Annotated in this window: 30 protein-coding genes; 24 read left to right on the top strand and 6 right to left on the bottom strand. The window is 68.6% G+C overall.

Translation table 11 applies throughout. The features are described from left to right. The 13 genes from AC07XP_RS17980 to AC07XP_RS17920 form a co-directional block, all read left to right on the top strand. Positions 1-1,494: hypothetical protein (locus AC07XP_RS17980; RefSeq protein WP_495265431.1), on the top strand; the 1,494-nt coding region annotated here is incomplete at its 5' end. Between the two features lie 16 nt (positions 1,495-1,510). Then, positions 1,511-2,065 carry a hypothetical protein gene (locus tag AC07XP_RS17975; protein WP_495265430.1) on the top strand — a complete coding sequence of 185 codons (555 nt, stop codon included), beginning with the start codon at positions 1,511-1,513 and terminating at the stop codon, positions 2,063-2,065. Between the two features lie 237 nt (positions 2,066-2,302). Further along, a complete protein-coding gene (rplC, locus tag AC07XP_RS17970) occupies positions 2,303-2,983 on the top strand; it encodes a 50S ribosomal protein L3 (protein WP_062478866.1) in 681 nt (226 codons plus the stop codon). Then, entirely contained in the window at positions 2,983-3,603 is a 621-nt protein-coding gene (gene rplD / locus AC07XP_RS17965) for a 50S ribosomal protein L4 (protein ID WP_062478869.1), read from the top strand. The genes rplC and rplD overlap by 1 nt, the downstream gene beginning before the upstream one ends. Beyond that, entirely contained in the window at positions 3,600-3,935 is a 336-nt protein-coding gene (gene rplW / locus AC07XP_RS17960) for a 50S ribosomal protein L23 (RefSeq protein WP_056576559.1), read from the top strand. Before rplD ends, rplW begins: the two co-directional genes overlap by 4 nt. A gap of 2 nt (positions 3,936-3,937) precedes the next feature. After that, positions 3,938-4,762 (top strand): 50S ribosomal protein L2, encoded by an 825-nt coding sequence (rplB, locus tag AC07XP_RS17955; RefSeq protein WP_056576555.1) that lies wholly within the window; start codon positions 3,938-3,940, stop codon positions 4,760-4,762. A gap of 10 nt (positions 4,763-4,772) precedes the next feature. Continuing rightward, positions 4,773-5,051 (top strand): 30S ribosomal protein S19, encoded by a 279-nt coding sequence (rpsS, locus tag AC07XP_RS17950; protein ID WP_062478874.1) that lies wholly within the window; start codon positions 4,773-4,775, stop codon positions 5,049-5,051. Positions 5,052-5,060: 9 nt separating this feature from the next. Then, complete coding sequence (rplV, locus tag AC07XP_RS17945; RefSeq protein ID WP_007838134.1) at positions 5,061-5,393, top strand: 50S ribosomal protein L22; 333 nt, start codon at positions 5,061-5,063, stop codon at positions 5,391-5,393. Positions 5,394-5,410: 17 nt separating this feature from the next. Then, a complete protein-coding gene (gene rpsC, locus AC07XP_RS17940; protein ID WP_062478877.1) occupies positions 5,411-6,322 on the top strand; it encodes a 30S ribosomal protein S3 in 912 nt (303 codons plus the stop codon). A 52-nt stretch (positions 6,323-6,374) separates the two neighbouring features. Further along, positions 6,375-6,791 (top strand): 50S ribosomal protein L16, encoded by a 417-nt coding sequence (gene rplP / locus AC07XP_RS17935; RefSeq protein WP_007838137.1) that lies wholly within the window; start codon positions 6,375-6,377, stop codon positions 6,789-6,791. Positions 6,792-6,846: 55 nt separating this feature from the next. Then, positions 6,847-7,056, top strand: coding sequence for a 50S ribosomal protein L29 (gene rpmC, locus AC07XP_RS17930; protein WP_056577224.1), 210 nt, complete (start codon positions 6,847-6,849; stop codon positions 7,054-7,056). A gap of 9 nt (positions 7,057-7,065) precedes the next feature. Further along, the gene (gene rpsQ, locus AC07XP_RS17925; protein WP_062478880.1) at positions 7,066-7,335 is read left to right on the top strand and encodes a 30S ribosomal protein S17; all 270 of its coding nucleotides are present in this window, start codon (positions 7,066-7,068) and stop codon (positions 7,333-7,335) included. Positions 7,336-7,418: 83 nt separating this feature from the next. Continuing rightward, positions 7,419-7,925, top strand: coding sequence for a peroxiredoxin (locus AC07XP_RS17920; protein ID WP_070061892.1), 507 nt, complete (start codon positions 7,419-7,421; stop codon positions 7,923-7,925). A 7-nt stretch (positions 7,926-7,932) separates the two neighbouring features. Here the strand turns inward: AC07XP_RS17920 and AC07XP_RS17915 are convergent, their stop codons facing one another. Together AC07XP_RS17915 and AC07XP_RS17910 are read right to left on the bottom strand one after the other, a co-directional pair. Then, positions 7,933-8,523, bottom strand: a complete 591-nt coding sequence (locus AC07XP_RS17915; RefSeq protein ID WP_139700419.1) for a GNAT family N-acetyltransferase — start codon at positions 8,521-8,523, stop codon at positions 7,933-7,935. Beyond that, a complete protein-coding gene (locus tag AC07XP_RS17910) occupies positions 8,520-9,227 on the bottom strand; it encodes a cytochrome b/b6 domain-containing protein (RefSeq protein WP_062478887.1) in 708 nt (235 codons plus the stop codon). Before AC07XP_RS17910 ends, AC07XP_RS17915 begins: the two co-directional genes overlap by 4 nt. 160 nt (positions 9,228-9,387) lie before the next feature. Between AC07XP_RS17910 and AC07XP_RS17905 the strand changes: the two genes are divergently transcribed. Then, the gene (locus tag AC07XP_RS17905) at positions 9,388-9,834 is read left to right on the top strand and encodes a c-type cytochrome (protein ID WP_495265429.1); all 447 of its coding nucleotides are present in this window, start codon (positions 9,388-9,390) and stop codon (positions 9,832-9,834) included. A 65-nt stretch (positions 9,835-9,899) separates the two neighbouring features. On the opposite strand, the gene AC07XP_RS17900 is transcribed toward AC07XP_RS17905, so the two are convergent. Beyond that, positions 9,900-10,397, bottom strand: coding sequence for a TlpA disulfide reductase family protein (locus AC07XP_RS17900; RefSeq protein WP_070061896.1), 498 nt, complete (start codon positions 10,395-10,397; stop codon positions 9,900-9,902). A gap of 102 nt (positions 10,398-10,499) precedes the next feature. Between AC07XP_RS17900 and AC07XP_RS17895 the strand changes: the two genes are divergently transcribed. The 10 genes from AC07XP_RS17895 to AC07XP_RS17850 all read left to right on the top strand — a co-directional run bounded on the left by AC07XP_RS17895 (position 10,500) and on the right by AC07XP_RS17850 (position 17,850). Beyond that, entirely contained in the window at positions 10,500-11,036 is a 537-nt protein-coding gene (locus tag AC07XP_RS17895) for a hypothetical protein (RefSeq protein ID WP_495265428.1), read from the top strand. A gap of 188 nt (positions 11,037-11,224) precedes the next feature. After that, positions 11,225-11,680: a PTS sugar transporter subunit IIA gene (locus AC07XP_RS17890; protein WP_062478898.1), complete on the top strand. Its 456-nt coding sequence runs from the start codon at positions 11,225-11,227 to the stop codon at positions 11,678-11,680. Further along, entirely contained in the window at positions 11,649-11,918 is a 270-nt protein-coding gene (locus tag AC07XP_RS17885; protein ID WP_062478901.1) for an HPr family phosphocarrier protein, read from the top strand. The genes AC07XP_RS17890 and AC07XP_RS17885 overlap by 32 nt, the downstream gene beginning before the upstream one ends. A 10-nt stretch (positions 11,919-11,928) precedes the next feature. Continuing rightward, on the top strand, positions 11,929-13,734 hold the full coding sequence (gene ptsP / locus AC07XP_RS17880) for a phosphoenolpyruvate--protein phosphotransferase (RefSeq protein WP_062478903.1): 1,806 nt from the start codon (positions 11,929-11,931) through the stop codon (positions 13,732-13,734). Between the two features lie 168 nt (positions 13,735-13,902). Continuing rightward, positions 13,903-14,286, top strand: coding sequence for a DUF4148 domain-containing protein (locus AC07XP_RS17875; RefSeq protein ID WP_495265427.1), 384 nt, complete (start codon positions 13,903-13,905; stop codon positions 14,284-14,286). 83 nt (positions 14,287-14,369) lie between these two features. Continuing rightward, complete coding sequence (locus AC07XP_RS17870; protein WP_095950136.1) at positions 14,370-14,834, top strand: Spy/CpxP family protein refolding chaperone; 465 nt, start codon at positions 14,370-14,372, stop codon at positions 14,832-14,834. After that, positions 14,827-15,318: a DUF4260 domain-containing protein gene (locus AC07XP_RS17865; RefSeq protein ID WP_495265426.1), complete on the top strand. Its 492-nt coding sequence runs from the start codon at positions 14,827-14,829 to the stop codon at positions 15,316-15,318. The genes AC07XP_RS17870 and AC07XP_RS17865 overlap by 8 nt, the downstream gene beginning before the upstream one ends. 5 nt (positions 15,319-15,323) lie before the next feature. Continuing rightward, positions 15,324-15,704 carry a hypothetical protein gene (locus AC07XP_RS17860; RefSeq protein ID WP_495265425.1) on the top strand — a complete coding sequence of 127 codons (381 nt, stop codon included), beginning with the start codon at positions 15,324-15,326 and terminating at the stop codon, positions 15,702-15,704. A gap of 50 nt (positions 15,705-15,754) precedes the next feature. Further along, positions 15,755-16,453 (top strand): response regulator transcription factor, encoded by a 699-nt coding sequence (locus tag AC07XP_RS17855; protein WP_495265424.1) that lies wholly within the window; start codon positions 15,755-15,757, stop codon positions 16,451-16,453. Next, complete coding sequence (locus AC07XP_RS17850; protein WP_495265423.1) at positions 16,450-17,850, top strand: sensor histidine kinase; 1,401 nt, start codon at positions 16,450-16,452, stop codon at positions 17,848-17,850. Before AC07XP_RS17855 ends, AC07XP_RS17850 begins: the two co-directional genes overlap by 4 nt. Here AC07XP_RS17850 and AC07XP_RS17845 read toward each other — a convergent pair. From AC07XP_RS17845 to AC07XP_RS17835, 3 genes are read right to left on the bottom strand one after another with little or no spacing between them, the layout of a single operon-like run. Beyond that, positions 17,831-19,204: an efflux transporter outer membrane subunit gene (locus tag AC07XP_RS17845; RefSeq protein WP_495265422.1), complete on the bottom strand. Its 1,374-nt coding sequence runs from the start codon at positions 19,202-19,204 to the stop codon at positions 17,831-17,833. The genes AC07XP_RS17850 and AC07XP_RS17845 overlap by 20 nt on opposite strands. 8 nt (positions 19,205-19,212) lie before the next feature. Continuing rightward, a complete protein-coding gene (locus AC07XP_RS17840; RefSeq protein ID WP_495265421.1) occupies positions 19,213-21,189 on the bottom strand; it encodes a MacB family efflux pump subunit in 1,977 nt (658 codons plus the stop codon). After that, a complete protein-coding gene (locus AC07XP_RS17835) occupies positions 21,186-22,379 on the bottom strand; it encodes an efflux RND transporter periplasmic adaptor subunit (RefSeq protein ID WP_495265420.1) in 1,194 nt (397 codons plus the stop codon). The genes AC07XP_RS17840 and AC07XP_RS17835 overlap by 4 nt, the downstream gene beginning before the upstream one ends. Positions 22,380-22,409 lie beyond the last annotated feature (30 nt).

Here is a 22,409-nt window from a genome sequence, read left to right as displayed (position 1 = left end):
GGCGGTGGGTTTCCCATCGGCCTGCCGATCGTGCTGAACCCGGTCACCCTGAGCGGGAAAGCCACTTACGACTCGGTGCCGAACAACAGCGGGCCCCTCCTGTACGCGAACACCACAGCCAAGCCCGTGCGCGGCGCCACGGTGGAGGTGCTCGATGCCACCACATCGGCGCAGCTCGCGTTGACCACCACGGATGACGGTGGCAATTACGCGGTCTCGGTACCGGCGAACACGAACATCACCGTGCGCGTCCGGGCCCAGCTGACCCGGACCGGTCCGGGCGCGACCTGGGATGTCACGGTGCGCGACAACACCCGCAGCGATGCGCTGTACTCGATGCAGTCGGCGAGCTTTTCTTCGGGAAGCGTGGCATTGACGCGCGACCTGCGTGCGGACAGCGGCTGGGGAGGTTCTGGCTACAGCGGGACGCGCGTCGCAGCGCCGTTCGCCGTGCTCGACACGGTCTACACCTCCATGCAGAAGGTGCTGTCGGTGGCGCCGGCTTCGGCGTTTCCTTCGTTGAAGGTTTTCTGGAGCGTCAACAACGCGCCGTCGGACGGAATCAATCTTTCGGCGGGGCAGATTGGCACGACCTTCTTCTTCAACAGCGGAAGCAACGGTCGGCAGATCTACGTGCTGGGCAAGGAGGATGTGGACACCGACGAGTTCGATGCACCAGTGATCGCGCACGAATGGGGGCACTACTACCAATCGGCCTTCAGTCGGGATGACTCGATCGGAGGCGGGCATTCGATGGACGATCGTCTCGATCGGCGACTTGCTTTCTCCGAGGGTTGGGGTAATGCGTGGTCAGGCATTGCCCTGGAACGAAGCAACTATGTCGACTCAAAGCTGCCGCAGCAAAGGGGGGGCAGCCCGTTGGATCTCTCGCGTGGTCCTGCAAGCAATCCCGGCTGGTCCCGCGAGTCATCTGTCCAGGCCATCCTGTGGAACCTCAACCGGCAGGCCGGCTTCAAGCCCATCCACGACGCCTTAACCGGCTTCCAGTTCCGAAGCGGCGCACCGGTCACGTCGATCCACGCCTTCGCCGCCGCGTTCAATGCGACGTCGCCTGGCAACGCCTCGGCGCTGAACAGCCTGCTGAGCGCGCAGAACATCACCTCCAGCGATGCATTCGGCGCGGGCGAATCGAACGACGGCGGGTTGCCCAGCGTGCCCGGCGTGCTGCCGATGTACCGGGCCTTGGCTGTTGGTGCGGTGGTCAACAACGTCTGTGTCTCCAGCGTGGCGGGCACGGGCAACAAGCTCGGCAACATTGCCTACCTGCGTTTCACCGCGCCGGCGAACCGGGACTACCAGGTCACGGTCGGGAACGCCGCGGTGCCGGACTTCGACGTCTTCCGAGGCGGAGAGATCGCCCGGTCGGGCAATCGGGTCAGCCTGAGCGCGGGTGAGTACGTTCTGGCGGTGCGGGACGCCGCAATGACGGGCTCCTCTGCTTCGCCGCTGTGCCTCAGCGTGCTCGTTCAATAGGAAGGGAAGGCTCGTGATGATCCTGAACACTCGCCTCTCTCTGGCCGCCGCGTTGGCGGCGGGACTTGCACTGCCCGCGCTCCCGGTGTCCGCCTTGGCCGACGGCATGCCGCCGGCGCGCACCACTGCGAAGCTGTCGGCTGCAACCTCGAAGGATGCGGCCCCCCCCTGGGTGACCGCATCGAGAAAACCCAACGACTCCGGCGTCAAGCTGCAGTACCGGCTGGGCGGCGCGCCGCAGGCCGGCAAGCTGACCGTGGTCGTCCTCCAGTTCGATGGCGTCAGCGACCCCGCGGGCGCCAGCGTGGCACTGACGGTCGATGCGGGGCTGACGCTGTCCGGCAGCGCGTCGCTGAGCCTGCCGCCGGGGCAGCGCTCCGACGCTTCCGTCACGGTGGTCAGCCAGGGCGAGGGGCTGGCCTACCTGAACGTGTTCATCACGCAGGGCGGCCGGACCAGCGCCATTTCCATCCCGATCCAGACCGGCGCGGCGGCGCCCGCCATGAAGGCCGGCGGCGAGATCAAGTCGCTGCCAGGCGGCGACAACATCATCTCGCTGCCCGCGAAATAGGCCCGAAAGCCACCCGAAACGGGGCCGGAACCCCCTGAATCCGGCCCGAAAAGGGCCACTTGCGCCCCGGTTCGACTGCGGGCTATAATCTCTGGCTCTGCCCTTGTTGCGTCCGTTCGGGCGCCGCTTTTGGCAGAGATTTATCAACCTTCTCTCGCAGGCCGGGAAACCAGCCAAACGCTGTCGCCAATTGAAGTGGCAGCGGCGAAGGAAGTCTTCCATTTTTGGAGAAAACAAATGAGTCTGAGCAACTCCCTCGGGTTGCTGGGCCGCAAGGTGGGGATGATGCGTCTCTTCACCGATGACGGGGACGCAGTTCCTGTCACGGTGGTGGATGTGTCCAACAACCGTGTGACCCAGATCAAGTCCCAAGAGACCGATGGCTACGTCGCCCTGCAGGTGACGTTCGGTTCGCGCAAAGCATCGCGCGTGACCAAGCCCCAAGCCGGCCACCTTGCCAAGGCAGGTGTCGAAGCTGGTGAAATCATCCAGGAATTCCGCGTCACCGCCGATACCGCAGGTCAGCACAAGGCTGGCGGCGTGATCGCGGCAAGCAGCGTGTTCTCCGTGGGCCAGAAGGTGGACGTGCAAGGCACGACCATCGGCAAGGGCTACGCCGGCACGATCAAGCGTCACAACATGAGCTCGCAGCGCGCGTCGCACGGTAACAGCCGTTCGCACAACGTGCCCGGCTCGATCGGCATGGCACAAGACCCCGGTCGCGTGTTCCCCGGCAAGCGCATGACGGGCCACCTCGGCGACGTCACCCGCACGACGCAAAACCTCGACGTGTTCCGTATCGACGAAGCACGTCAGCTGCTGCTCATCAAGGGCGCGATCCCGGGTTCGAAGGGTGGCTTCGTCACCGTGCGTCCCGCCATCAAGGCCAAGCCGCAAGCGGCTGAAGGAGCGAAGTAATGCAACTCGAACTCCTGAACGAACAAGGCCAGGCCGCGTCGAAGTACGACGCCCCCGAGACCGTGTTCGGCCGTGACTACAACGAAGACCTGGTCCACCAGATCGTCGTTGCATTCCAGGCCAACGCCCGTCAAGGCACGCGCGCCCAGAAGGACCGCGAACAGGTCAAGCACTCGACCAAGAAGCCTTTCAAGCAAAAGGGAACGGGCCGCGCCCGCGCCGGTATGACGTCCTCGCCCCTGTGGCGCGGAGGCGGCCGGATCTTCCCGAACATGCCTGACGAAAACTTCTCGCAGAAGATCAACAAGAAGATGTACCGCGCCGGCATGGCCTCCATCTTCTCGCAGCTCGCTCGCGAAGGCCGTCTGGCCGTGGTCGATTCGCTGACCGTGGATTCGCCCAAGACGAAGCCGCTGGCAGCCCGTTTCAAGGCAATGAATCTCGAGTCCGTGCTCGTGATCGCCGAAGAAGTCGACGAAAACCTGTACCTTGCCTCGCGCAATCTGGTCAACATCCTCGTGGTCGAACCCCGTTACGCCGATCCGGTGTCGCTGGTTCACTACAAGAAGGTGCTGGTCACCAAGGGTGCCGTCGACAAGCTCAAGGAGATGTTCGCATGAGCCGCGTGAACCCCACCCCTGCACAACGTAAGTTCGACGAAGGCCGTCTCATGAACGTGCTGGTCGCACCGATCGTGTCCGAAAAGGCCACGATGGTCGGCGAGAAGTCGAACGCTGTCACTTTCAAGGTGCTGCAAGACGCCACCAAGCCCGAGATCAAGGCCGCTGTTGAACTGATGTTCAAGGTCGAAGTCCAGGGCGTGTCGGTGCTCAACACCAAGGGCAAGACCAAGCGCTTTGGCAAGTCCATCGGCCGCCGCGACAACGTGCGCAAGGCTTATGTGACGCTGAAGGCCGGTCAAGAGCTCAACCTCGTCGGGGAAGGCGCTTAATCATGGCCGTCATCAAGATGAAACCCACTTCGCCGGGCCAACGCGGCGCGGTGAAGATTTCGCGTGACCACCTGCACAAGGGTGCGCCTCACGCAGCCCTGCTGGAACCCCAGTTCCAGAAGGCCGGCCGTAACAACAACGGTCACATCACGATCCGCCATCGTGGCGGTGGTGCCAAGCACCACTACCGCATTGTCGACTTCGTGCGCAACAAGGACGGCATCCCGGCCAAGGTCGAACGCATCGAGTACGACCCGAACCGCACCGCCCACATCGCTCTGGTCTGCTACGCCGACGGCGAGCGCCGCTACATCATCGCCCCGCGCGGTCTGGAAGCCGGTGCAACCCTGATGTCGGGCGCCGAAGCCCCGATCCGCGCCGGCAACACCCTGCCGATCCGCAACATCCCCGTGGGTTCGACGATCCACTGCATCGAACTGCAACCCGGCAAGGGCGCGCAGATCGCACGTTCGGCCGGTACCTCGGCCACGCTGCTGGCCCGTGAAGGCGTCTACGCCCAGGTCCGCATGCGTTCGGGCGAAGTCCGTCGCATTCACATCGAATGCCGCGCGACCATCGGTGAAGTGGCCAACGAAGAACACAGCCTGCGCCAGCTCGGCAAGGCCGGTGTGAAGCGTCACATGGGTATCCGCCCGACCGTTCGCGGCGTGGTGATGAACCCGGTCGACCACCCGCACGGTGGTGGCGAAGGCAAGACTGGCGAAGGCCGCCATCCTGTCGACCCGTGGGGCAATCTGACCAAGGGCTATCGCACCCGTAACAACAAGCGCACGCAGGTCTTCATCGTGTCGCGTCGCAAGAAGTAAGGGATAGCCAATGACTCGCTCTCTCAAAAAGGGTCCTTTCGTCGACCACCACCTCGTGGCCAAGGCCGACAAGGCCGTGACGAACAAGGACAAGAAGCCGATCAAGACCTGGTCGCGCCGCTCGATGGTTCTGCCCGAGTTCATCGGTCTGACCATCGCTGTGCACAACGGCAAGCAACACGTGCCCGTGTACATCACCGACCAGATGGTCGGCCACAAGCTCGGCGAATTTGCGCTCACGCGCACGTTCAAGGGGCACCCCGCGGACAAAAAAGTCCAGAAGAAGTAAGGAACGACCATGTCTGAAACACGTGCAGTCCTCCGCGGTGTCCGCCTGTCGGTCGACAAGGGCCGTCTGGTCGCGGACCTGATCCGCGGCAAGAAGGTCGATCAAGCGCTCAACGTTCTGCAATTCACGCAGAAGAAGGCCGCTGTGATCATCAAGAAGGTGCTCGAGTCGGCAATTGCCAACGCCGAGCACAACGACGGTGCCGACATCGACGAGCTGAAGGTCAAGACCATCTACGTCGAGCAAGGTGCAACGCTCAAGCGCTTCACGGCGCGCGCCAAGGGTCGCGGCAATCGCATCAGCAAGCCCACGTGCCATGTGTACGTGACGGTTGGCAACTAAGAAGGCCTGGAAGAAATATGGGACAGAAAATCCACCCAACCGGGTTCCGCCTTGCGGTCACCCGTAACTGGTCCAGCCGTTGGTACGCAAGCGACCGCGATTTCGCGGGCATGCTGGCCGAGGACATCAAGGTTCGCGAATACCTGAAGAAGAAGCTGAAGAACGCTTCGGTGTCGCGCGTCATGATCGAGCGTCCCGCCAAGAACGCACGCATCACGATCTACTCGGCTCGTCCGGGCGTCGTGATCGGCAAGAAGGGCGAAGACATCGAGAACCTCAAGCGCGAACTGGGCAAGCAGCTCGGCGTGCCGGTTGCGGTCAACATCGAAGAAGTGCGCAAGCCCGAAATCGATGCGCAGCTGATCGCCGACAGCATCACGCAGCAGCTCGAAAAGCGGATCATGTTCCGCCGCGCCATGAAGCGCGCCATGCAGAACGCCATGCGTCTGGGTGCCCTGGGCATCAAGATCATGTCGGCTGGCCGCCTGAACGGCATCGAAATCGCACGTACCGAGTGGTACCGCGAAGGCCGCGTGCCGCTTCACACCCTGCGCGCCGACATCGACTACGGCACCTCGGAAGCCAAGACCACCTACGGCGTCATCGGCGTCAAGGTCTGGGTCTACAAGGGCGACACGCTGGGTCGCAACGACCTGCCGGCCGTCGAAACGCCGCGTCCGGACGAAGAGCGCCGCCCGCGTGGTCCCCGCCGTGATGGTCGCCCTGGCGACCGTCCGGGTGGCGACCGTCGTGGTCCCGGCCCCCGTGCCGGTGCCCGTGGTCCGATCGGTGGCAACACCGCTCCGGCCGATGGCAGCGACAAGCCCGCAGAAGCAACCGGCGGTGCCGGTGCAGACTCGAAACCCGCCGTTAAGCGCGTCCGCAAAGCCGCGCCCGCTGCAGCAGCGGACGGTGCCAAGACCGAGTAATCGGTCGCTCCCGGGCACGCAAGTGCCTGGGGCCCTCACGGAGTAACAAAACATGCTGCAACCTGCACGCAGAAAGTTCCGCAAGGAACAAAAGGGCCGCAACACCGGCATCGCAACCACGGGTAACTCGGTTGCGTTCGGTGACTTCGGTCTCAAATGCACCGACCGCGGTCGCCTCACGGCGCGCCAGATCGAAGCCGCTCGTCGCGCGATTTCGCGTCACGTGAAGCGCGGTGGCCGTATCTGGATCCGCGTGTTCCCGGACAAGCCGATCTCTACCAAGCCCGCTGAAGTGCGGATGGGTAACGGTAAGGGCAACCCCGAGTACTACGTCGCTGAAATCCAGCCTGGCAAGATCGTGTTCGAGATCGTCGGCGTGCCCGAAGAACTCGCCCGCGAAGCGTTCCGCCTGGCCGCCGCCAAGCTTCCGCTGCGCACGACGTTCGTCGCTCGCCAGCTCGGCGCCTGAGAGGAGAACATCCATGGCAACACGTAAGAAGAAAGAAACCGCGGCTTCGGCCAAGGTGACGAAGGCCGCAACCCTGCGCACGAAGGACGTCGCAGGCCTGCAAGCCGAAATCAAGGATCTGCAGAAGGCCCACTTCGGCCTGCGCATGCAGAAGGCCACGCAACAGCTGTCGAACACCACGACGCTGCGCGTGACGCGTCGCGACATCGCTCGCGCCAAGACCATTCTTGCTCAGAAAGAGCAAGAGACCCAAGCCGCCAAGTAAGGAGTGAACATGACGGAAGCTAAAAAATCCCTCAAGCGCACCTTGATCGGCAAGGTGGTCAGCGACAAGCGTGCCAAGACCGTGACCGTGCTGGTCGAGCGCCGTGTGAAGCACGAGCTCTACGGCAAGATCGTGGCCAAGACGAGCAAGTACCACGCCCATGACGAAAAGGGCGAGTACCACCTCGGCGACACCATCGAGATCACGGAAAGCCGTCCGATCTCGAAGACCAAGAACTGGGTCGTGACCCGTCTGGTCGAGAAGGCCGTCCTGGTCTGATCAGGCACTCGGTCGCCCTCGAGGCAACCCATCCGGAAACGGCCCACAATGTGGGCCGTTTTTCTTTTTCAGGAGCAATTCACATGATCAAAGTCGGCGACACCCTTCCTTCGGCCACCCTGCAGGAATATTCCGAAGTGGAGGGCGAGGGCTGCAGCATCGGCCCGAACCCGGTCGACGTGACCAAGGCCACGGCTGGCAAGACCATCGCGCTGTTCGCACTGCCGGGCGCCTTCACGCCCACCTGCTCGGCCAAGCACGTGCCGGGCTACGTGCAGCACTTCGACGACTTCAAGGCCGCCGGCGTGGACGAGATCTGGTGCGTGAGCGTGAACGACGCGTTCGTGATGGGCGCCTGGGCGCGTGACCAGAAGACTGGCGCCAAGGTGCGCATGCTGGCCGACGGCAGCGCGGACTTCGCGAAGGCCACAGGCCTCACGCTTGACCTGACCGGCCGCGGCATGGGCCTGCGCAGCAACCGCTACTCGATGCTCGTGAAGGACGGCAAGGTCGCGACGCTGAACGTCGAAGGCCCGGGCAAGTTCGAAGTGAGCGACGCCGACACGCTGCTGGCGCAAGCCCGCGGCTGAGTCCGGCTTACAGCTCTACCTTGAGGTAGTGAGCCCCGGCGACGGGGTTGTGATAGTAGGGCGGCACCTCCGCGAAGCCCAGGTCTTCGTAGAGGGCGCGCGCCGACTCCATGTCGTCGAGGGTGTCGAGCAGCACGCAGGCATAGCCTGCGCTGCGGGCCGCATCGAGGATGGCCTCGGCCAGCTGCCGGCCGAGCCCGAGCCCCCGGAACCCGGGGCGCACATACAGCCGTTTCATTTCCGCCGCGTTCGCGTAGTCCGTGGTGTCGAGCGGGCGCAGCGCGCAGCAGCCCGCCACGTGGGCGATCGTGCCGTCGGCGCGCTTCAGCGTGGGCGCGGCGCGGCCGGCGTCTTCGTTCACGTGGGCGGGATCGACCAGCGCCAGCAGCAAGGTGCCGCGCGGCTCGGCGTACTCGCCGGGCAGTCCGGCCAGTTCGCCGTCGAAATCCTGGAAGTCGAGGTCGATGGCCAGCGAGCCTGCGTAGTCGCGGAAGATCGCGCGCACGGCGTCGACTTCATGCGGTTCGTCGGGCGTGAGCAGCACCACGGCCGGCGTGTCCGACAGCGGCAGCGGGCGGGAGACGGAAAAGCCGCTCATACGCGCAACGACGCCACCCAGAACGCCACGCCCGCGCACAGCGCGAACAGCACCAGCGCCAGCGTGCGCGACACCGCATCGTCGCGGCTCGGGGCCACGCCGTTGCCATTGCCGTTCCCGTTGGAGGCCGCGCCCGCGACCACCAGCTTGTCGCCCGACAGCATCGGCCCGACCAGCCGGTGCCGCTTGACCAGCACATAGAACAGCACCGCCAGCACATGCAGGCTCACCAGGGCGATCACGATCCACTTGCCCTGCGCCTTGTGCCAGCCCGTCGCCAGGCTCACCATGGCGCCCGACACAAAACGTGTCAGCGGCCCGGAGGCGGAAATCTCGTCGTCGGCCATCAACCCGGTGGCGACCTGCAGGATCAACAGCGCCAGCACCGCGAACACCGACAGCGCGCCCAGCGGCGTGTGGCCGATCAGGTGGTCGGGGTGCGACTTGCCGCGCAGGTAGGCGATGACCGAGCCCGGCGCATAGATGAAGGCCGCGAAGCGCGACCAGCGCCCGCCCACGACCCCCCAGATCAGCCGGAACAGCAGCAGCGCCAGCACGGTGTAGCCGAGGCGGAAATGCCATTCCATGATGCCGTTCAGGCCCGTCACGATCAGGCCGATCACGGCGAAGGCGAGCGCCCAGTGAAAGAGGCGGGTCGGCAGGTCCCAGACGCGTGTGCGGGCCACCGAAAGGGTGTCGGTCATCGAAAAAGGCGCCGGGGCGCGAGGCTGCGGAAGGCGCAGATTAGCAAAGTCCGGCCCGGTCGTTCCACCGGGTTGTTGCTATGCGCCCGACACGGGCAGCCCCTACACTGCCTGCAGCACCGCGTTCGACGGTGCCCAAACCCCCACACAAGGACCCACGATGACCCGTTTTGCTTCGTTCGCCCTTGCAGCCGCCTGCGCTGCGATGTCCCTGCCCGCCGCGGCACAGTTTGCCAAGCCCGAAGATGCCATCAAGTACCGCCAGAGCGCGCTGTTCGTGATGGCCCAGCACTTCGGCCGCCTCGGCGCCATGGCCAACGGCCGGGCGCCCTACGACGCCGCCGCTGCGGCTGCCAACGCCGAAATCGTCGCCGACATGGCCAAGCTGCCCTGGGCTGGTTTCGGCGCCGGCACCGAGGGCGGCAAGGCCAAGCCCGAAGTCTGGAAGGAAGCCGCGAAGTTCAAGGAACACCAGGACAAGGTGATCGCCGAGACCGGCAAGCTCGTCGTCGCCGCCAAGGCCGGCAACATCGACGCCCTCAAGGCCCAGTTCGGCCCGACCGGCGCGAGCTGCAAGGCCTGCCACGACAACTTCCGCAACCAGTAAGCCGCGAGCTTTCGCCACGAAAAAGGCGCTCCTCGGAGCGCCTTTTGCTTTTCTGGGGCCGAAGGTCAGGCCTCGGCCAGCAGCTTTTCGATCAGCTTGTGCAGCTCGGCGAAGTCGGGCTCGCCCACGTAGCGCTTCACGATCTCGCCCTTCTTGTTGACGATGAAGGTGGTTGGCGTGAGCTTCACGTCGCCCCAGGCCTGCGCCACGCTGCCGGTGTTGTCGATCGCCACCTTGAACGGCAGCTTGCGGGTTTCGGCGAAGTTGACGACGTAGCTCGGCGGGTCGTAGCTCATGGCCACCGCCAGCGTGTCATAGCCCTTGGACTTGTACTTGTCGTAGGTCGAGATCACCTTGGGCATCTCGGCCACGCAGGTCACGCAGCTGGTGGCCCAGAAGTTGACCAGCGTGACCTTGCCCTTCAGGTCGGCCGTGCTCTTGGTGGTGCCGTCGAGCAGCACGAAGGTCGAGGCCGGAGCGGCCGTGCTGCCCGAACCGAGGTACACGCCCACGCCGGCGGCCAGGGCGATCACGACGGCGGCGGCAGCGATGTATTTTTTCATGGGCACCTGAAGGAGAGAGGCGGCGCGATTTTAGTTCCGCGTGCCGGAACGCGTCGGCGCACGCGCTTCATTCCCCGAAGGCCGCTCGATAATCGTCCTCCGATGCCCTCGCTTCTTTCCCCCTCCTGGCCCGTGCTGGCCCTGGCCGCCGTGCTGGGCGCCTGCAGCCCCACCTTCAACTGGCGCGAAGTGCCGATCGCCGACGCCGGCCTGGTCGCGCTGCTGCCCTGCAAGGCCGACCGCGCCCAGCGCGCGGTGCCGCTGGGGGCCGAGTCGGTGCAGGTCGACATGACCGGCTGCGAAGCCGGCGGCGCGACCTTCGCCGTGGCCCATGCCGCCGCGACCAGCCCGGCGCAGGCCGAGGCCTGGCTCACGGCCTGGCGCACGGCCACGCACGGCCAGCTGGGCGTCGCGCAGGTGATCCAGGGGCCGGCCACCTTGCCGCGCGCCACGGCCGTTCCCCCACCGTGGCGGCTCGACGGGCAATCGGCGCAGCAGGGCGTGGCGCCGGTCCAGGTGCTCTGGTTCGCGCAGTCGCAGAAAGACGGCAGCGTGTCGCTCTACCAGGCCACCGTGCTCGGCCGGCCGTCCTCGCCCGAGGCGACCAAGACCTTCTTCGAGGGCCTGCGCCTGCCATGAGCAGGGGCCGGCCGGCGGGCCGCGATGCGCGGGCCAGCTATCGTTTTCATAGCTGTTGCCGCAACGCAAACCGACGCCCCGGTCACGCGCCCGCCATGGCCGCTTTCCCCGGCTGCCGCGTTGTGTCCTCGATGTCTCTACTTCCTTTGGGCGCCCCCGCATAATCGACGCGTCGTCCTCCGAGCCGCATGAACAGCATCCTCATCATTGCCCACTCCCCGTTCGCACAGGCGCTGCGGCAGTGCGCGCTGCATGTGTTCCCCGACTGCGAACAGGCCGTCGTGGCCCTTGACGTGCTGCCCAACGTGTCGCCCGAGGAAACGCTGGCCGCCGCGCGCATCACGCTCGCGCAGCAATTGCATGCCCCGCGCTCGCAGGTGCTGGTGCTGGCCGACGTGTTCGGCGCCACGCCCTGCAACGTGGCGCAGAAGCTGGTGGACGGCGTGCGCTCGCGGCTCGTGGCCGGTGTCAACCTGCCGATGCTGCTGCGCGCCGTCACCTACCGCCACGAACCGCTCGACACCCTGGTGCAGCGGGCCCTGGCGGGCGGCACCGCCGGCGTGATGCAGGTGGCGGTGGCGGCTCCCCAGAACCAGGCGAAAAGAAAGCACAGTGATCAAGAAATCCGTGACCATCAGCAATAAGCTGGGCCTGCACGCACGCGCGTCGGCCAAGCTGACCAAGCTCGCCGGCAGCTTCCCCTGCGAGGTGTGGCTGTCGCGCGGCGACCGCCGCATCAACGCCAAGAGCATCATGGGCGTCATGATGCTGGCCGCCGGCCTCGGCGTGACCGTCGAGCTCGAGACCAACGGCCCGCAGGAAGACGAAGCCATGAACGCCATCGTCCAGCTCATGGACGACAAATTCGGCGAAGGCGAATAAGGACCCGCGCATGACCTTCGCAGTCCACGGTCTCCCTGTCGCCCGTGGCATTGCCATCGGCCGCGCGGTGTTGGTCGTGTCCAGCCGCATCGACGTGGCGCACTACTTCATCAAGCCCGAAGAGATCGAGACCGAGATCGACCGCGTGCGCACCGCGCGCAACGCGGTGGCCGACGAGCTCACCAAGCTGCAGGCCAGCGTGGCGCAGATGGGCCCGAACGACGCGCCGCACGAACTCGCGGCGCTGCTCGAGGTGCACCAGATGCTGCTGCAGGACGACGTGCTCAGCGGCGGCGTGAAGCACTGGATCAGCGAGCGGCTGTACAACGCCGAATGGGCGCTGACCACGCAGCTCGAAATCATCGCGCGTCAGTTCGACGAGATGGAGGACCCGTACCTGCGCGAGCGCAAGGCCGACCTCGAACAGGTGGTCGAGCGCATGCTGCATCGCATGAAGGGCACGGCCGCCGTGCTCGCGCCGAGCCCGCCGCGGCGCAAGCGCGCCGCCGCCGCGCACGACGACGAAGACGACGACCCCACCGCGGGCGACGGCTTCGACGTGCCGCTGGTGCTCATCGCGCACGACCTCTCGCCGGCCGACATGCTGCAGTTCAAGAAGAGCGTGTTCGCGGGCTTCGTGACCGACGTGGGCGGGCGCACCTCGCACACCGCCATCGTCGCGCGCAGCATGGACATCCCGGCCATCGTCGGCGCGCGCTCCGCGAGCCAGCTGGTGCGCCAGGACGATTGGGTCATCATCGACGGCGAGGCCGGCGTGATGATCGTCGACCCGTCGCCGATCATCCTGGCCGAGTACGGCTTCAAGCAGCGCCAGGGCGACCTCGAACGCGGGCGGCTCGCGCGGCTGCGCCACAAGCCCGCCGTCACGCTCGACGGCCAGCGCGTCGACCTGCTGGCCAACATCGAGATGCCCGAGGACACGGCCGGCGCCGTCAAGGCCGGCGCCGTGGGCGTGGGCCTCTTTCGCAGCGAATTCCTCTTCATGGGCCGCGAGAACTCGGCGCGCCAGACGCGCCTGCCCGACGAGGAAGAGCAGTACCAGGCCTACAAGCGCGCGGTCGAGGGCATGCAGGGCATGCCCGTCACCATCCGCACCATCGACGTGGGCGCCGACAAGCCGCTGGACGGCAAGTCGGGCAGCAAGCAGGAGCACCTGAACCCCGCGCTCGGCCTGCGCGCCATCCGCTGGAGCCTGGCCGATCCGGCGATGTTCCTCACGCAGCTGCGCGCCATCCTGCGCGCGGCGGCGCACGGCGAGATCCACCTGCTCATTCCGATGCTCGCGCACGCCAGCGAGATCCGCCAGACGCTGTCGCTCATCGACTTCGCGCGCGCAGAACTCGACAACCGCGGCGCGGTGTACGGCCCGGTCAAGCTCGGCGCCATGATCGAGATCCCGGCCGCCGCGCTCACGCTCAAGACCTTCCTGAAGCACTTCGACTTCCTGTCGATCGGCACCAACGACCTGATCCAGTACACGCTGGCCATCGACCGCGCCGACGAAGCCGTCGCCCACCTGTACGACCCCGCGCACCCCGCGGTGCTCAAGCTCGTGGCCGACACCATCACCGAGTGCCGTCGCCAGGGCAAGGGCGTGTCGGTGTGCGGCGAGATGGCGGGCGATGTCGCCTTCACGCGCCTGCTGCTGGGCCTGGGCCTGCGCAGCTTCTCGATGCACCCGTCGCGCATCCTCGCCGTGAAGCAGGAAGTGCTGCGTGCCGACACCGGCAAGCTCGAACCCTGGGCGCGGGGCGTGCTCGACGCGGACGATCCCGCGGCCGCACTGGCGGGCTGAGCCCGCGCTTTCGCATACCTTTGTCTTCGTGATGCGCCGTGAAAACGGCGGGTTGCGGGCCGGGTGAAACAAACCGAAATACGGCGATACGGGGGTGAAAGGACTCGCCGGGCATCGACGCGCACCATCAGGTCTCCTCTTCCAACCCCTGAAAGAAAGGCCTGCATCATGATCGTCAAGTCGTCCTTCTCCCTCGCGCAGCTCATCGCTGTCGGTTCCTTCGCCATGCTCGCCGCCGCCGGCGCCAAGGCTGAAAGCTACGAGGGCGTCCACGCGCCCGTGTCGGCCATGAGCCGCGCCGACGTCAACGCCGAAGCCGTGCGCACGGCCGCCGCCCCCGACCAGAACGTCGTGCGGGGTTCGCGCGGCCCCGAGACCGTGGCCGTGTCGACCGACCGCGCCCGCGTCATCGCCGAAGCCGTGCGCACCGCCGCCGCCCCCGACCAGAACGTGACCTCCGGTTCGCGCGTGAACAGCAAGGTCATCTCGACGATGCAGAACCCCGTCGACGCGCGTGCCGCCGCCGCGCGCGACAGCGGCAACCGCCTCTGAGCCGCTGCGGCGCGCGGATCGCCGCTGTCGCCACGTTCATCACTGAAGCAGCCCCGCGCAGGGGCGCATGAAGGAGCACCCCCATGAAGCACTGGATCAAACGAACCCTGTTCGGATTCGCCGGCCTGGCCGTCGTCGCCGGCAGCATCGCCGGCTGTGCCGGCCATCGCCACGGCTGGGGCGGCGACAGCGCCGAGTTCCGCGCCAAGATGGTCGAGCGCGTCGGCAGCAAGCTCGAGCTCGACGCCGCGCAGAAGCAGAAGCTCACCGTGCTCGCCGAGAAGCTGCAGGCGCAGCGCCAGGCGATGCGCGGAGCGGGCGGCTCGGGCGATCCGCGCTCGCAGTTCAAGGCGCTGTTCGCGGGCAACACGCTCGACCAGGCCGGCGCCGCGCGCCTGATCGAAGAGAAGACCGCCGTGGTGCGCACCGGCAGCCCCGAGGTCATCGCCGCCGCGGCCGACTTCTTCGACCACCTGAACCCCGCCCAGCAACAGAAGGTGCGTGACTTCATGGAGCGCGGCGGCCGCCGCTGGTCGCGTCATGGCTGAAATCGGCTCGCCCCCGGGCTGGGCGCGCTTCGTGTCGCTGCATCGACCCGCTCTGCGGGCGCCGCAGCACCACGTCGCCTCCGTGGTGTCCCACGAACCCGCAGCACCGGCCGCGGATGGCGTGCGCACCGTGCTGCGCTTCGAAGGCGCGGTGGTGCTCGCGGTGGCGCTGGTCGGCTATGCCCAGTTCGGCATGGGCTGGGGCGTGTTCGCGCTCTGGCTGTTCGCGCCCGACCTTTCGCTGCTCGGCTACCTCGCGGGGCCGCGCGTCGGCGCGGCGCTGTACAACGCCGCGCATGCGCTGATCGGGCCCGTGCTGCTGCTGGCGCTGGGCGTGTTCGCGGCGCAGCCGTGGGCGGTGGCCGGCGGGCTGATCTGGCTGGCCCGCGTCGGGCTCGACCATGCGCTGGGCTTCGGCCTGAAGTACGCGACCGGTTTTGCGTCCACCCACCTCGGCCGCATCGGCCGCGCCGATCCATGGTGAGTGCCGTGGCCCGTTCGCGTCCCTTGATGCGCCCCGCGCTCGCGCGCACCATGATGCTGGGCGAGGCGCTCACGCTCGCCGTCGCATCGGCGGTGCACGGCGGCTGGCTCGGGGCCGGCCACGCGCATCCGCAGGCGCGCACCGCCGAGGCCGTGATCGCCACCGTGCTGGTGCTCGCGGCGCTCGAAACCTGGCGCCGCCCCGCGCATGCCCGCACGGCGGCGATCGCCGGACAGGGCTTTGCCCTGCTGGGCACGCTGGTCGGCCTTGGCACCATCGTCGCGGGCATCGGCCCGCGCACGGTGCCCGACGTGGTCTACCACGTGCTCTTGCTCGCCGGCCTCGCCGCCGGCCTGGTCTGGACGGTGCGATGCCGGCCGGATTGATTGCAAGCCTTGCCATTCGCGCTCTCTTTGCCAGGAGGCACAATCCCGCCATGCCGCGCATCCTGCTGATCGACGACGACGAACACCTCGCCGCGCCGCTGACCACCTACTTCGCACGCTTCGGCTGCACGCTCGACAGCGCCAAGCGCCCGAGCGAGGGCATCGCCAAGCTGCGCGCGGGGCACTACGACGCGGCCATCCTCGACGTCATGCTGCCCGAGATGGACGGCTTCGAGCTGTGCCGCGAGATCCGCAAGGAAAGCGACATCCCCATCGTGATGCTCACCGCGCGCGGCGAGGTGATGGACCGCGTGGTCGGCCTCGAACTCGGCGCCGACGACTACGTGCCCAAGCCCTTCGAGCCGCGCGAACTGGTGGCGCGCGTGCAGACCATCCTGCGCCGCCAGCGCAGCGCGCCGGCGGTCGCCGCCGCCAACGCCCAGCTGCGCGTGTTCGACGGCCTGTCGATCGACCTCGACCGGCGTCAGGTGCTGCGCCACGGTGAGCGCGTGGAACTCACCGGCACCGAGTTCGACCTGCTCGCGCTGCTGGCCGGCGAGCCCGGCAAGGTGTTCAGCCGCGACGACATCCTCAACCGGCTGCGCGGCCACGAGGCTGAGCTCTTCACGCGCGCGGTCGACATCGTGGTGAGCCGGCTGCGCAAGAAGCTCGAGCCGCTCGACTGCATCAAGACGCTGCGCAACGCCGGCTACGCGCTGGCCGTGGCGCCGGGCGAGCCTTCTTCATGAGATTTCCCCGCAGGCGCGCAGGCGCCGTGCCCGCCGACAACGAAGGTCTGTGCCCCGGCAAGGAGCGCCGCCGGCACTGGCACGCGCGCATGCACGCGCACATGCAGCAGCGCTGGCGCAGCTCGGTGCGCGTGCGCATCGTGATGATGTTCGTGGTGCTCGCGCTCGTGATGGCGGCGGTGTTCGTGGGCGGCATGAAGCGCTCGTTCTCCAGCACCTGGGCCGAGGCCGCGCAGCCGATGCTGATGGACTACGCCGATCGCCTCGTTGCCGAACTCGGCACGCCGCCCGACACGACGCGCGCGCAGGCGCTGGTCGACCGGCTGCCGATCACCATCCGCATCACCGGGCCCACCGTGAATTGGGAGTCGAACCCCGGCAACGACATGCACGCGCGCGGCGGCTGGTTCTACGACCGCGACCGCGAGGAGTCGATGTTCTCCACCGAGCGCTGGTTCGTGCGCCCCACGGCCGACGGGCACAAGGTCATCTTCGGCTGGGCGCCCCGGCTGTGGCAGCTCGCGCCGCGCGCGGCGGGCTGGACCACGCTGTGCGTGCTGCTGCTGCTCGTGGTGGTGGCCTACGCACTGGTGAGCCGGCTGCTGCGTCCGCTGATCGACATCCGCGAGGGCGCGCAGCGCTTCGGCCGCGGCGAGTTCACGCAGCCCATTCCGATCCGCCGCAACGACGACCTGGGCGACCTCGCGCAGCGCGTCAACACCATGGCCAGCGACATCCAGGCCATGCTCGATGCCAAGCGCGGCCTGCTGCTGGCGCTGAGCCACGAACTGCGCTCGCCGCTCACGCGCGCTCGCCTCAACGCCGAGCTGCTGCCCGCCACGCCCGAAGGCGAGGCCGAGCGCGAAGCGCTGCTGCGCGACCTCAACGAGATGCGCGACCTGATCAGCGACCTGCTCGAAAGCGAACGCCTCGCGAGCCCGCATGCCGCGTTGCAACGCGAGCCGGTCGACCTGGCCGCGCTGGTGCGCGAGATCGTGGCCGAGATGCCCGGCGCGCAAGCGGTGCAGCTCGACCTGGCAGAGGGCCTGGCGCCGCAGCCCGTCGACCGCATGCGCGTGCGCCTGATGGTGCGCAACCTGCTGGACAACGCGCTGCGCTACAGCGCCGGCGCACCGCAGCCACCGACCGTGAGCTTGCGCGCGCCGGCCGACGGCGGTGCCGAGCTGGAGGTGCGCGACTTCGGTCCCGGCGTGGACGACGCGCAGCTCGAACGCCTGACCGAGCCCTTCTATCGCACCGACGGCGCGCGGGCGCGCGCCACCGGTGGTGTCGGCCTCGGCATGTACCTGTGCCGCCTCATCGCCGAAGCCCACGGCGGCCGGCTGACGGTGCGCAACGCGCACCCCGGCCTGCAGATCAGCGTGCGGTTCGGCTGAGGCGTGTGGTGGCCGATGCGTCGGCGGACCATCCCCCGCCGAGCGCGTGGTACAGCGCCACGCCGGCCTGCAAGCGCGCCTGCAGCAACTGCGCGCGCGCATCCTGCGCGGCGAACAGCGTGCGCTGCGCATCGAGCAGCGTGAGCAGCGTCTCGGCACCTGCGCGGTAGCGCGACTCGGCGAGCGTGCGCGCGCGTTCGGCCTGCGCCAGTTCTTCGTCTTGTGCCACGCGCTGCGTGTCGAGTGCGGCCACGGCCTCGAGCGCGGTCAGCGCGTCGGTGAAGGCGGCCACGGTGGCGGCGCGGTAGTTCGCGAGCAACTCTTCGCGCCGTGCGGCCGACAGGTCGCGCGCCGCGGCGCGCCGGCCGCCGTCGAAGACCGGCGCCGCGAGCGCCGCCGCCAGGCTGTACACCGGGTGGTCGAACAGCGTGCCGAAGCGCGGGCCCGCGGCCGAAAGGCCGGCGCTCAGCGTGAGCGTGGGGAACATCGCCGCGCGCGCCGCCGCTACGTCAGCATCGGCTGAAGCCAATGCGGCCTCGGCGCGTGCGATGTCGGGCCGGCGCGCGAGCAGATCGGCCGGCAGGCCGGCGTCGACCGCGGGCAGCGCGAGCTGCTGCAGGCTGGTGGCCGTGATCCGCACTTCGCTGCCGGCCTGGCCGAGCCAGCGCGCCATGCGGATGTCCGCCGCGCGCGACTGCTGGTACAGCGTGGCGGCCGTGCGCCGCTGCGACGCGACGATGCCGCGCTGCTGTGCAAGCTCGAGCGGCGAGGCCGCGCCCGCGCGTGCACGGGCCTCGACCAGTTGCAGCAGCCGTTCGGCATCGTCCAGGCTGCGGCGCGCGATGGCCGTGCGCTCGCGCAGGCCCAGCGCGTCGAGCCAGGCCGCACCCGCGCCCGCGCGCAGCGCGAGGCGCACCGCGTCGCGATCGAAGGCGCTGGCGCGTCGCGAGGCGCCGGCACTGTCGCGCTGTGCACGCAGGCGGCCCCACAGGTCGACCTCGTAGCGCGCATCGAGCCCGAGCGCGCGCCGGTTGCCGCTCACGTTCGCATCGCCGCCGAGCCGGCCCTGGCGCTGCACGTCGGCGGTGGCCGACAGTTCAGGCCAGGCCGAGGCGCCGGTGATGCGCTCCTGCGCCTCGGCCTGGCGCAGGCGGGCTTCGGCGGCGTCGCCGTTGGGGTTGCCGGCATCGACCGCGGCAACGAAGGCCGGCAGCTCGGTGCTGCCGAAGCCGCCCCACCACGGGTCTGCGACGGGGGCTGCAGTGGCGGGCGCATCGGCCGATGGCGTCGCGCAGCCCGCGAGCAGCAGCGCCGCCAGGGCCAGTGCGGCGGGAGAGAAGAAAAGGCGCGTCATGGCAGTCGTCATTCGGAAGACAGGGCCGCGACCGGGTCGAGCGCGGCGGCCTTGCGGGCCGGCATGAAGCCGAACACCAGGCCGGTGAGCACGGCGCAGCCGAAGGCGCCCGCGATGGCCGTGAGGGAAAAGATCACCGGCACGCTCCACACGATGAGCGCGGCGCCCACGAGCAGCCCGCCCACCACGCCCGCGACGCCGCCGGTCACCGTGACCAGCACCGCCTCGACGAGGAACTGCCGCAGGATGTCGCGCTGGCGTGCGCCGGTGGCCATGCGGATGCCGATCTCGCGCGTGCGCTCGCGCACGGTCATGAGCATCACGTTCATCACGCCGATGCCGCCGACCACGAGCGACACCGCCGCGATCAGCCCGAGCATCACGGTCATGGTGCGCTGGGTCTGCGCGCGCGCCTTGATCGACTCGGTCTGGTTGAACACCTGCACGTCGCGCACGTGGCGCTGCGCGGCCAGCACCTCGACGATCTCGGCCGCCGTCTCCGAGGCCTTGTCGACGTCGTGCACGGCCACCGCCACCCAGGTCGGGTGGTTGCTGCCGTACAGCCGCGCGGCGGCGGTGGAGAAGGGCACGATCACGCGCTCGTCCTCGCTGGCCTGGCCGCCGCCCGCGCCCTTGGCGGCGAGCACGCCCAGCACGTCGAAGGGCACGTTGTCCAGCAGGATGCGTTGGCCCACGGGGTCGGTGCCGTCGGCGAACAGCGCGGCCTGCACGCGCTCGCCGATCACCGCGACCTTGGCCAGGCTCTGCTCGTCGCTCTCGTCGAAGAAGATGCCGCGCGCGGTCGGCCACTTCAGCGCCTGCTCGAAGTCGGTGGTGGCGCCGCCGCCCTCGGTGCGGTGGTCCACGTTGCCGCGCCGCGCCACCACGAAGCCCTCGATGTAGGGCATGGCCACGCGCACGTTGGGCAGGCGGCGAATGGTGTCGACGTCGGCCAGCGTGAGCTTGCCGCCGCGCCCGCGCGCGCTGTCGGGAATGGCGGCCACGTACATCTTGTCGGCGCCGAACAGCGAGATCTGCTTCATCACCGCCTCCTGCGAGCCGGTGCCGACCGCGAGCATCACGATGACCGAGGCCACGCCGATCACGATGCCCAGCAGCGTGAGGCCGGTGCGAAAGCGGTGGATCCACATCACGCGCCACGCTGCGCGCAGCGCCTCGTGCAGCTCGGAGAGCAGGGCGCGCGGGGTGTCGGCGGCGTCGGCTGTGTGCGTGGGCGAGGGCAGCGGAAGTGGCTCTGGTGGCGCTTCGACGGGCGCGCGCCCGCTGTCCGACACGATGCAGCCGTCGCGGATCTCGATCACGCGGCGCGCGCGCTGCGCCACCTCGCGGTCGTGCGTGATGAGGATCACGGTGTGGCCGGCGGCGGCCATCTCGTCGAGCAGTGCCATCACCTCTTCGCCGCTGCGCGAGTCGAGCGCGCCGGTGGGCTCGTCGGCCAGCACGATGCGCCCGCCGTTCATGAGCGCGCGCGCGATCGACACGCGCTGCTGCTGGCCGCCCGAGAGCTGGTGCGGCCGGTGGCCCAGCCGCTCGCCCAGGCCCAGGCGCGTGAGCAGCCCGCGTGCGCGCGAGGCGCGCTCGGCGGGCGCCGCGCCGGCGTAGATGGCGGGCATCTCGACGTTCTCCTGCGCCGACTCGGTCGAGATCAGGTGGTAGCCCTGGAACACGAAGCCGAAGGCCTCGCGCCGCAATCGCGCGAGCGCGTCGGCGTCCATGCCGGCCACGTCCTGGCCGGCGAACAGGTAGCGCCCGCCGGTCGGCCGGTCGAGGCAGCCCAGCAGGTTCATCAGCGTCGACTTGCCCGAGCCCGAGCTGCCGACGATGGCGACGAACTCGCCCGCATGCAGCTCGAGCGTGATGCCGCGCAGCACCTCGACGGCCGGCGCGCCGTCGTGGCCGCCGTAGGACTTGCGCAGGTCGTGCAGCGCGATCAGCGGGGGCGTCTTCGTCTCGGCCGCACTCACAGCTGGAACTTCCGCGTGCCGCCACCGGCCGCGCGCTCGCCGGTGATGAGGCGCTCGCCTTCCGCCAAGCCTTCGAGCACCTCGCCCGAGAGCCGGTCGCGCACGCCGATGCGCACCTCGCGCGGCGCGGGTTGGCCGTCGGGGCCGAGCACGCGCGCGGTGAAGCGCCCGCTCTGGCCCTTCACGGCCGTGAGCGCGGGCAGCGGCGCCACCACCACGTTGCGCGCCGAGGCGGCGACGAAGCTCACCTGCGCGGTCATCTGCGGCATGAGCTCGCCGTCGGCGTTGTCGACGTCGAACAGCACCGTGTAGAGCACGACCTTGCTGGCGGCGGGCGCCTGCGGCGCGTCGCCGCCGCTCTTGCCCGCGGGCACGGGCGGCGAGGGCAGCACCTGGCGCACCGTGCCTTCCCAGCGGCGGCGGTCGGCGCCGAGCGTGGTGAAGTACACGGCCATGTCGCGCTTCACACGGCGCACGTCGGCTTCCGAGACCTCGGTCCACACGGTCATGCTCGACAGGTCGGCCACGCGCAGGATGTCGGGCGTCTGGTAGGTGGCGTTGAGCGTCTGGCCCTCGCGCGCCTGCACCGAGACCACGCTGCCGGCCATCGGCGCGTAGATGCGCGTGTAGCCCAGGCGGGCCTCGTCGGCCTTCAGCGTGGCCTGGGTCTGGGCGATCTGGGCTTCGAGGTGCGCGATCTTCGCGGCGGCCGAGGCCAGCGTGGCTTCGGCGGTCTGCACGTCTTCGGCGCGCGTGGCGCCTTCGGCGGCCATCTGCTGCTGGCGTGTGAACTGCTGGCGCGCCAGGCGGTGCTGCGCGTGCTGGTCGGCCAGCTGCGCGCGCAGGCCCGCGAGCGAGGCGCGGCCGGCGTCCACCGTGGCTTGCTGCACGCTGGGGTCGATCTCCACCATCAGCTGGCCCTTCTTCACCGCGTCGCCGGGCTGCACGTGCAGCCGCAGGATCTGGCCCGACACCTGCGCGCCCACGTCCACATAACGGCGCGGCTGCAGCGTGCCGATGGCGGTCACGCTGCTTTCGATGTCGCCGCGGCGCAGCACGGCGGTGTCCCAGCCGGGGTCGCGCGGACTCGCCCAAACGTAGGCCACCGCGACGGCGGCCAAGGCCAGCGCCGCGAAGGCGGCGATGCGCAGGCGTGTGCCGGCGCGCGAACGGGAAGCGGGCGCCGTCACCGGGCGTCCCTGCAGAAGAAAGCGAGGGTC

The sequence above is a fragment of the Variovorax sp. GW531-E2 genome (genome assembly GCF_059423125.1).
The sequence above is the reverse complement of the archived record's forward strand: the minus strand, read 5'-3'. Positions and strand labels throughout refer to the sequence as shown.

Coding starts and splice junctions, on each gene's coding strand:
- rpsS (WP_062478874.1), top strand. CDS start 4,773: ATGACTCGCTCTCTCAAAAAGGGTCCTTTCGTCGACCACCACCTCGTG.
- AC07XP_RS17975 (WP_495265430.1), top strand. CDS start 1,511: ATGATCCTGAACACTCGCCTCTCTCTGGCCGCCGCGTTGGCGGCGGGA.
- AC07XP_RS17910 (WP_062478887.1), bottom strand. CDS start 9,227: ATGACCGACACCCTTTCGGTGGCCCGCACACGCGTCTGGGACCTGCCG.
- rplD (WP_062478869.1), top strand. CDS start 2,983: ATGCAACTCGAACTCCTGAACGAACAAGGCCAGGCCGCGTCGAAGTAC.
- AC07XP_RS17870 (WP_095950136.1), top strand. CDS start 14,370: ATGAAGCACTGGATCAAACGAACCCTGTTCGGATTCGCCGGCCTGGCC.
- AC07XP_RS17895 (WP_495265428.1), top strand. CDS start 10,500: ATGCCCTCGCTTCTTTCCCCCTCCTGGCCCGTGCTGGCCCTGGCCGCC.
- AC07XP_RS17905 (WP_495265429.1), top strand. CDS start 9,388: ATGACCCGTTTTGCTTCGTTCGCCCTTGCAGCCGCCTGCGCTGCGATG.
- rplV (WP_007838134.1), top strand. CDS start 5,061: ATGTCTGAAACACGTGCAGTCCTCCGCGGTGTCCGCCTGTCGGTCGAC.
- rplC (WP_062478866.1), top strand. CDS start 2,303: ATGAGTCTGAGCAACTCCCTCGGGTTGCTGGGCCGCAAGGTGGGGATG.
- AC07XP_RS17920 (WP_070061892.1), top strand. CDS start 7,419: ATGATCAAAGTCGGCGACACCCTTCCTTCGGCCACCCTGCAGGAATAT.
- AC07XP_RS17890 (WP_062478898.1), top strand. CDS start 11,225: ATGAACAGCATCCTCATCATTGCCCACTCCCCGTTCGCACAGGCGCTG.
- rplB (WP_056576555.1), top strand. CDS start 3,938: ATGGCCGTCATCAAGATGAAACCCACTTCGCCGGGCCAACGCGGCGCG.
- AC07XP_RS17865 (WP_495265426.1), top strand. CDS start 14,827: ATGGCTGAAATCGGCTCGCCCCCGGGCTGGGCGCGCTTCGTGTCGCTG.
- ptsP (WP_062478903.1), top strand. CDS start 11,929: ATGACCTTCGCAGTCCACGGTCTCCCTGTCGCCCGTGGCATTGCCATC.
- AC07XP_RS17915 (WP_139700419.1), bottom strand. CDS start 8,523: ATGAGCGGCTTTTCCGTCTCCCGCCCGCTGCCGCTGTCGGACACGCCG.
- AC07XP_RS17855 (WP_495265424.1), top strand. CDS start 15,755: ATGCCGCGCATCCTGCTGATCGACGACGACGAACACCTCGCCGCGCCG.
- rplP (WP_007838137.1), top strand. CDS start 6,375: ATGCTGCAACCTGCACGCAGAAAGTTCCGCAAGGAACAAAAGGGCCGC.
- AC07XP_RS17850 (WP_495265423.1), top strand. CDS start 16,450: ATGAGATTTCCCCGCAGGCGCGCAGGCGCCGTGCCCGCCGACAACGAA.
- AC07XP_RS17845 (WP_495265422.1), bottom strand. CDS start 19,204: ATGACGCGCCTTTTCTTCTCTCCCGCCGCACTGGCCCTGGCGGCGCTG.
- rpsC (WP_062478877.1), top strand. CDS start 5,411: ATGGGACAGAAAATCCACCCAACCGGGTTCCGCCTTGCGGTCACCCGT.
- AC07XP_RS17875 (WP_495265427.1), top strand. CDS start 13,903: ATGATCGTCAAGTCGTCCTTCTCCCTCGCGCAGCTCATCGCTGTCGGT.
- rpsQ (WP_062478880.1), top strand. CDS start 7,066: ATGACGGAAGCTAAAAAATCCCTCAAGCGCACCTTGATCGGCAAGGTG.
- rplW (WP_056576559.1), top strand. CDS start 3,600: ATGAGCCGCGTGAACCCCACCCCTGCACAACGTAAGTTCGACGAAGGC.
- AC07XP_RS17900 (WP_070061896.1), bottom strand. CDS start 10,397: ATGAAAAAATACATCGCTGCCGCCGCCGTCGTGATCGCCCTGGCCGCC.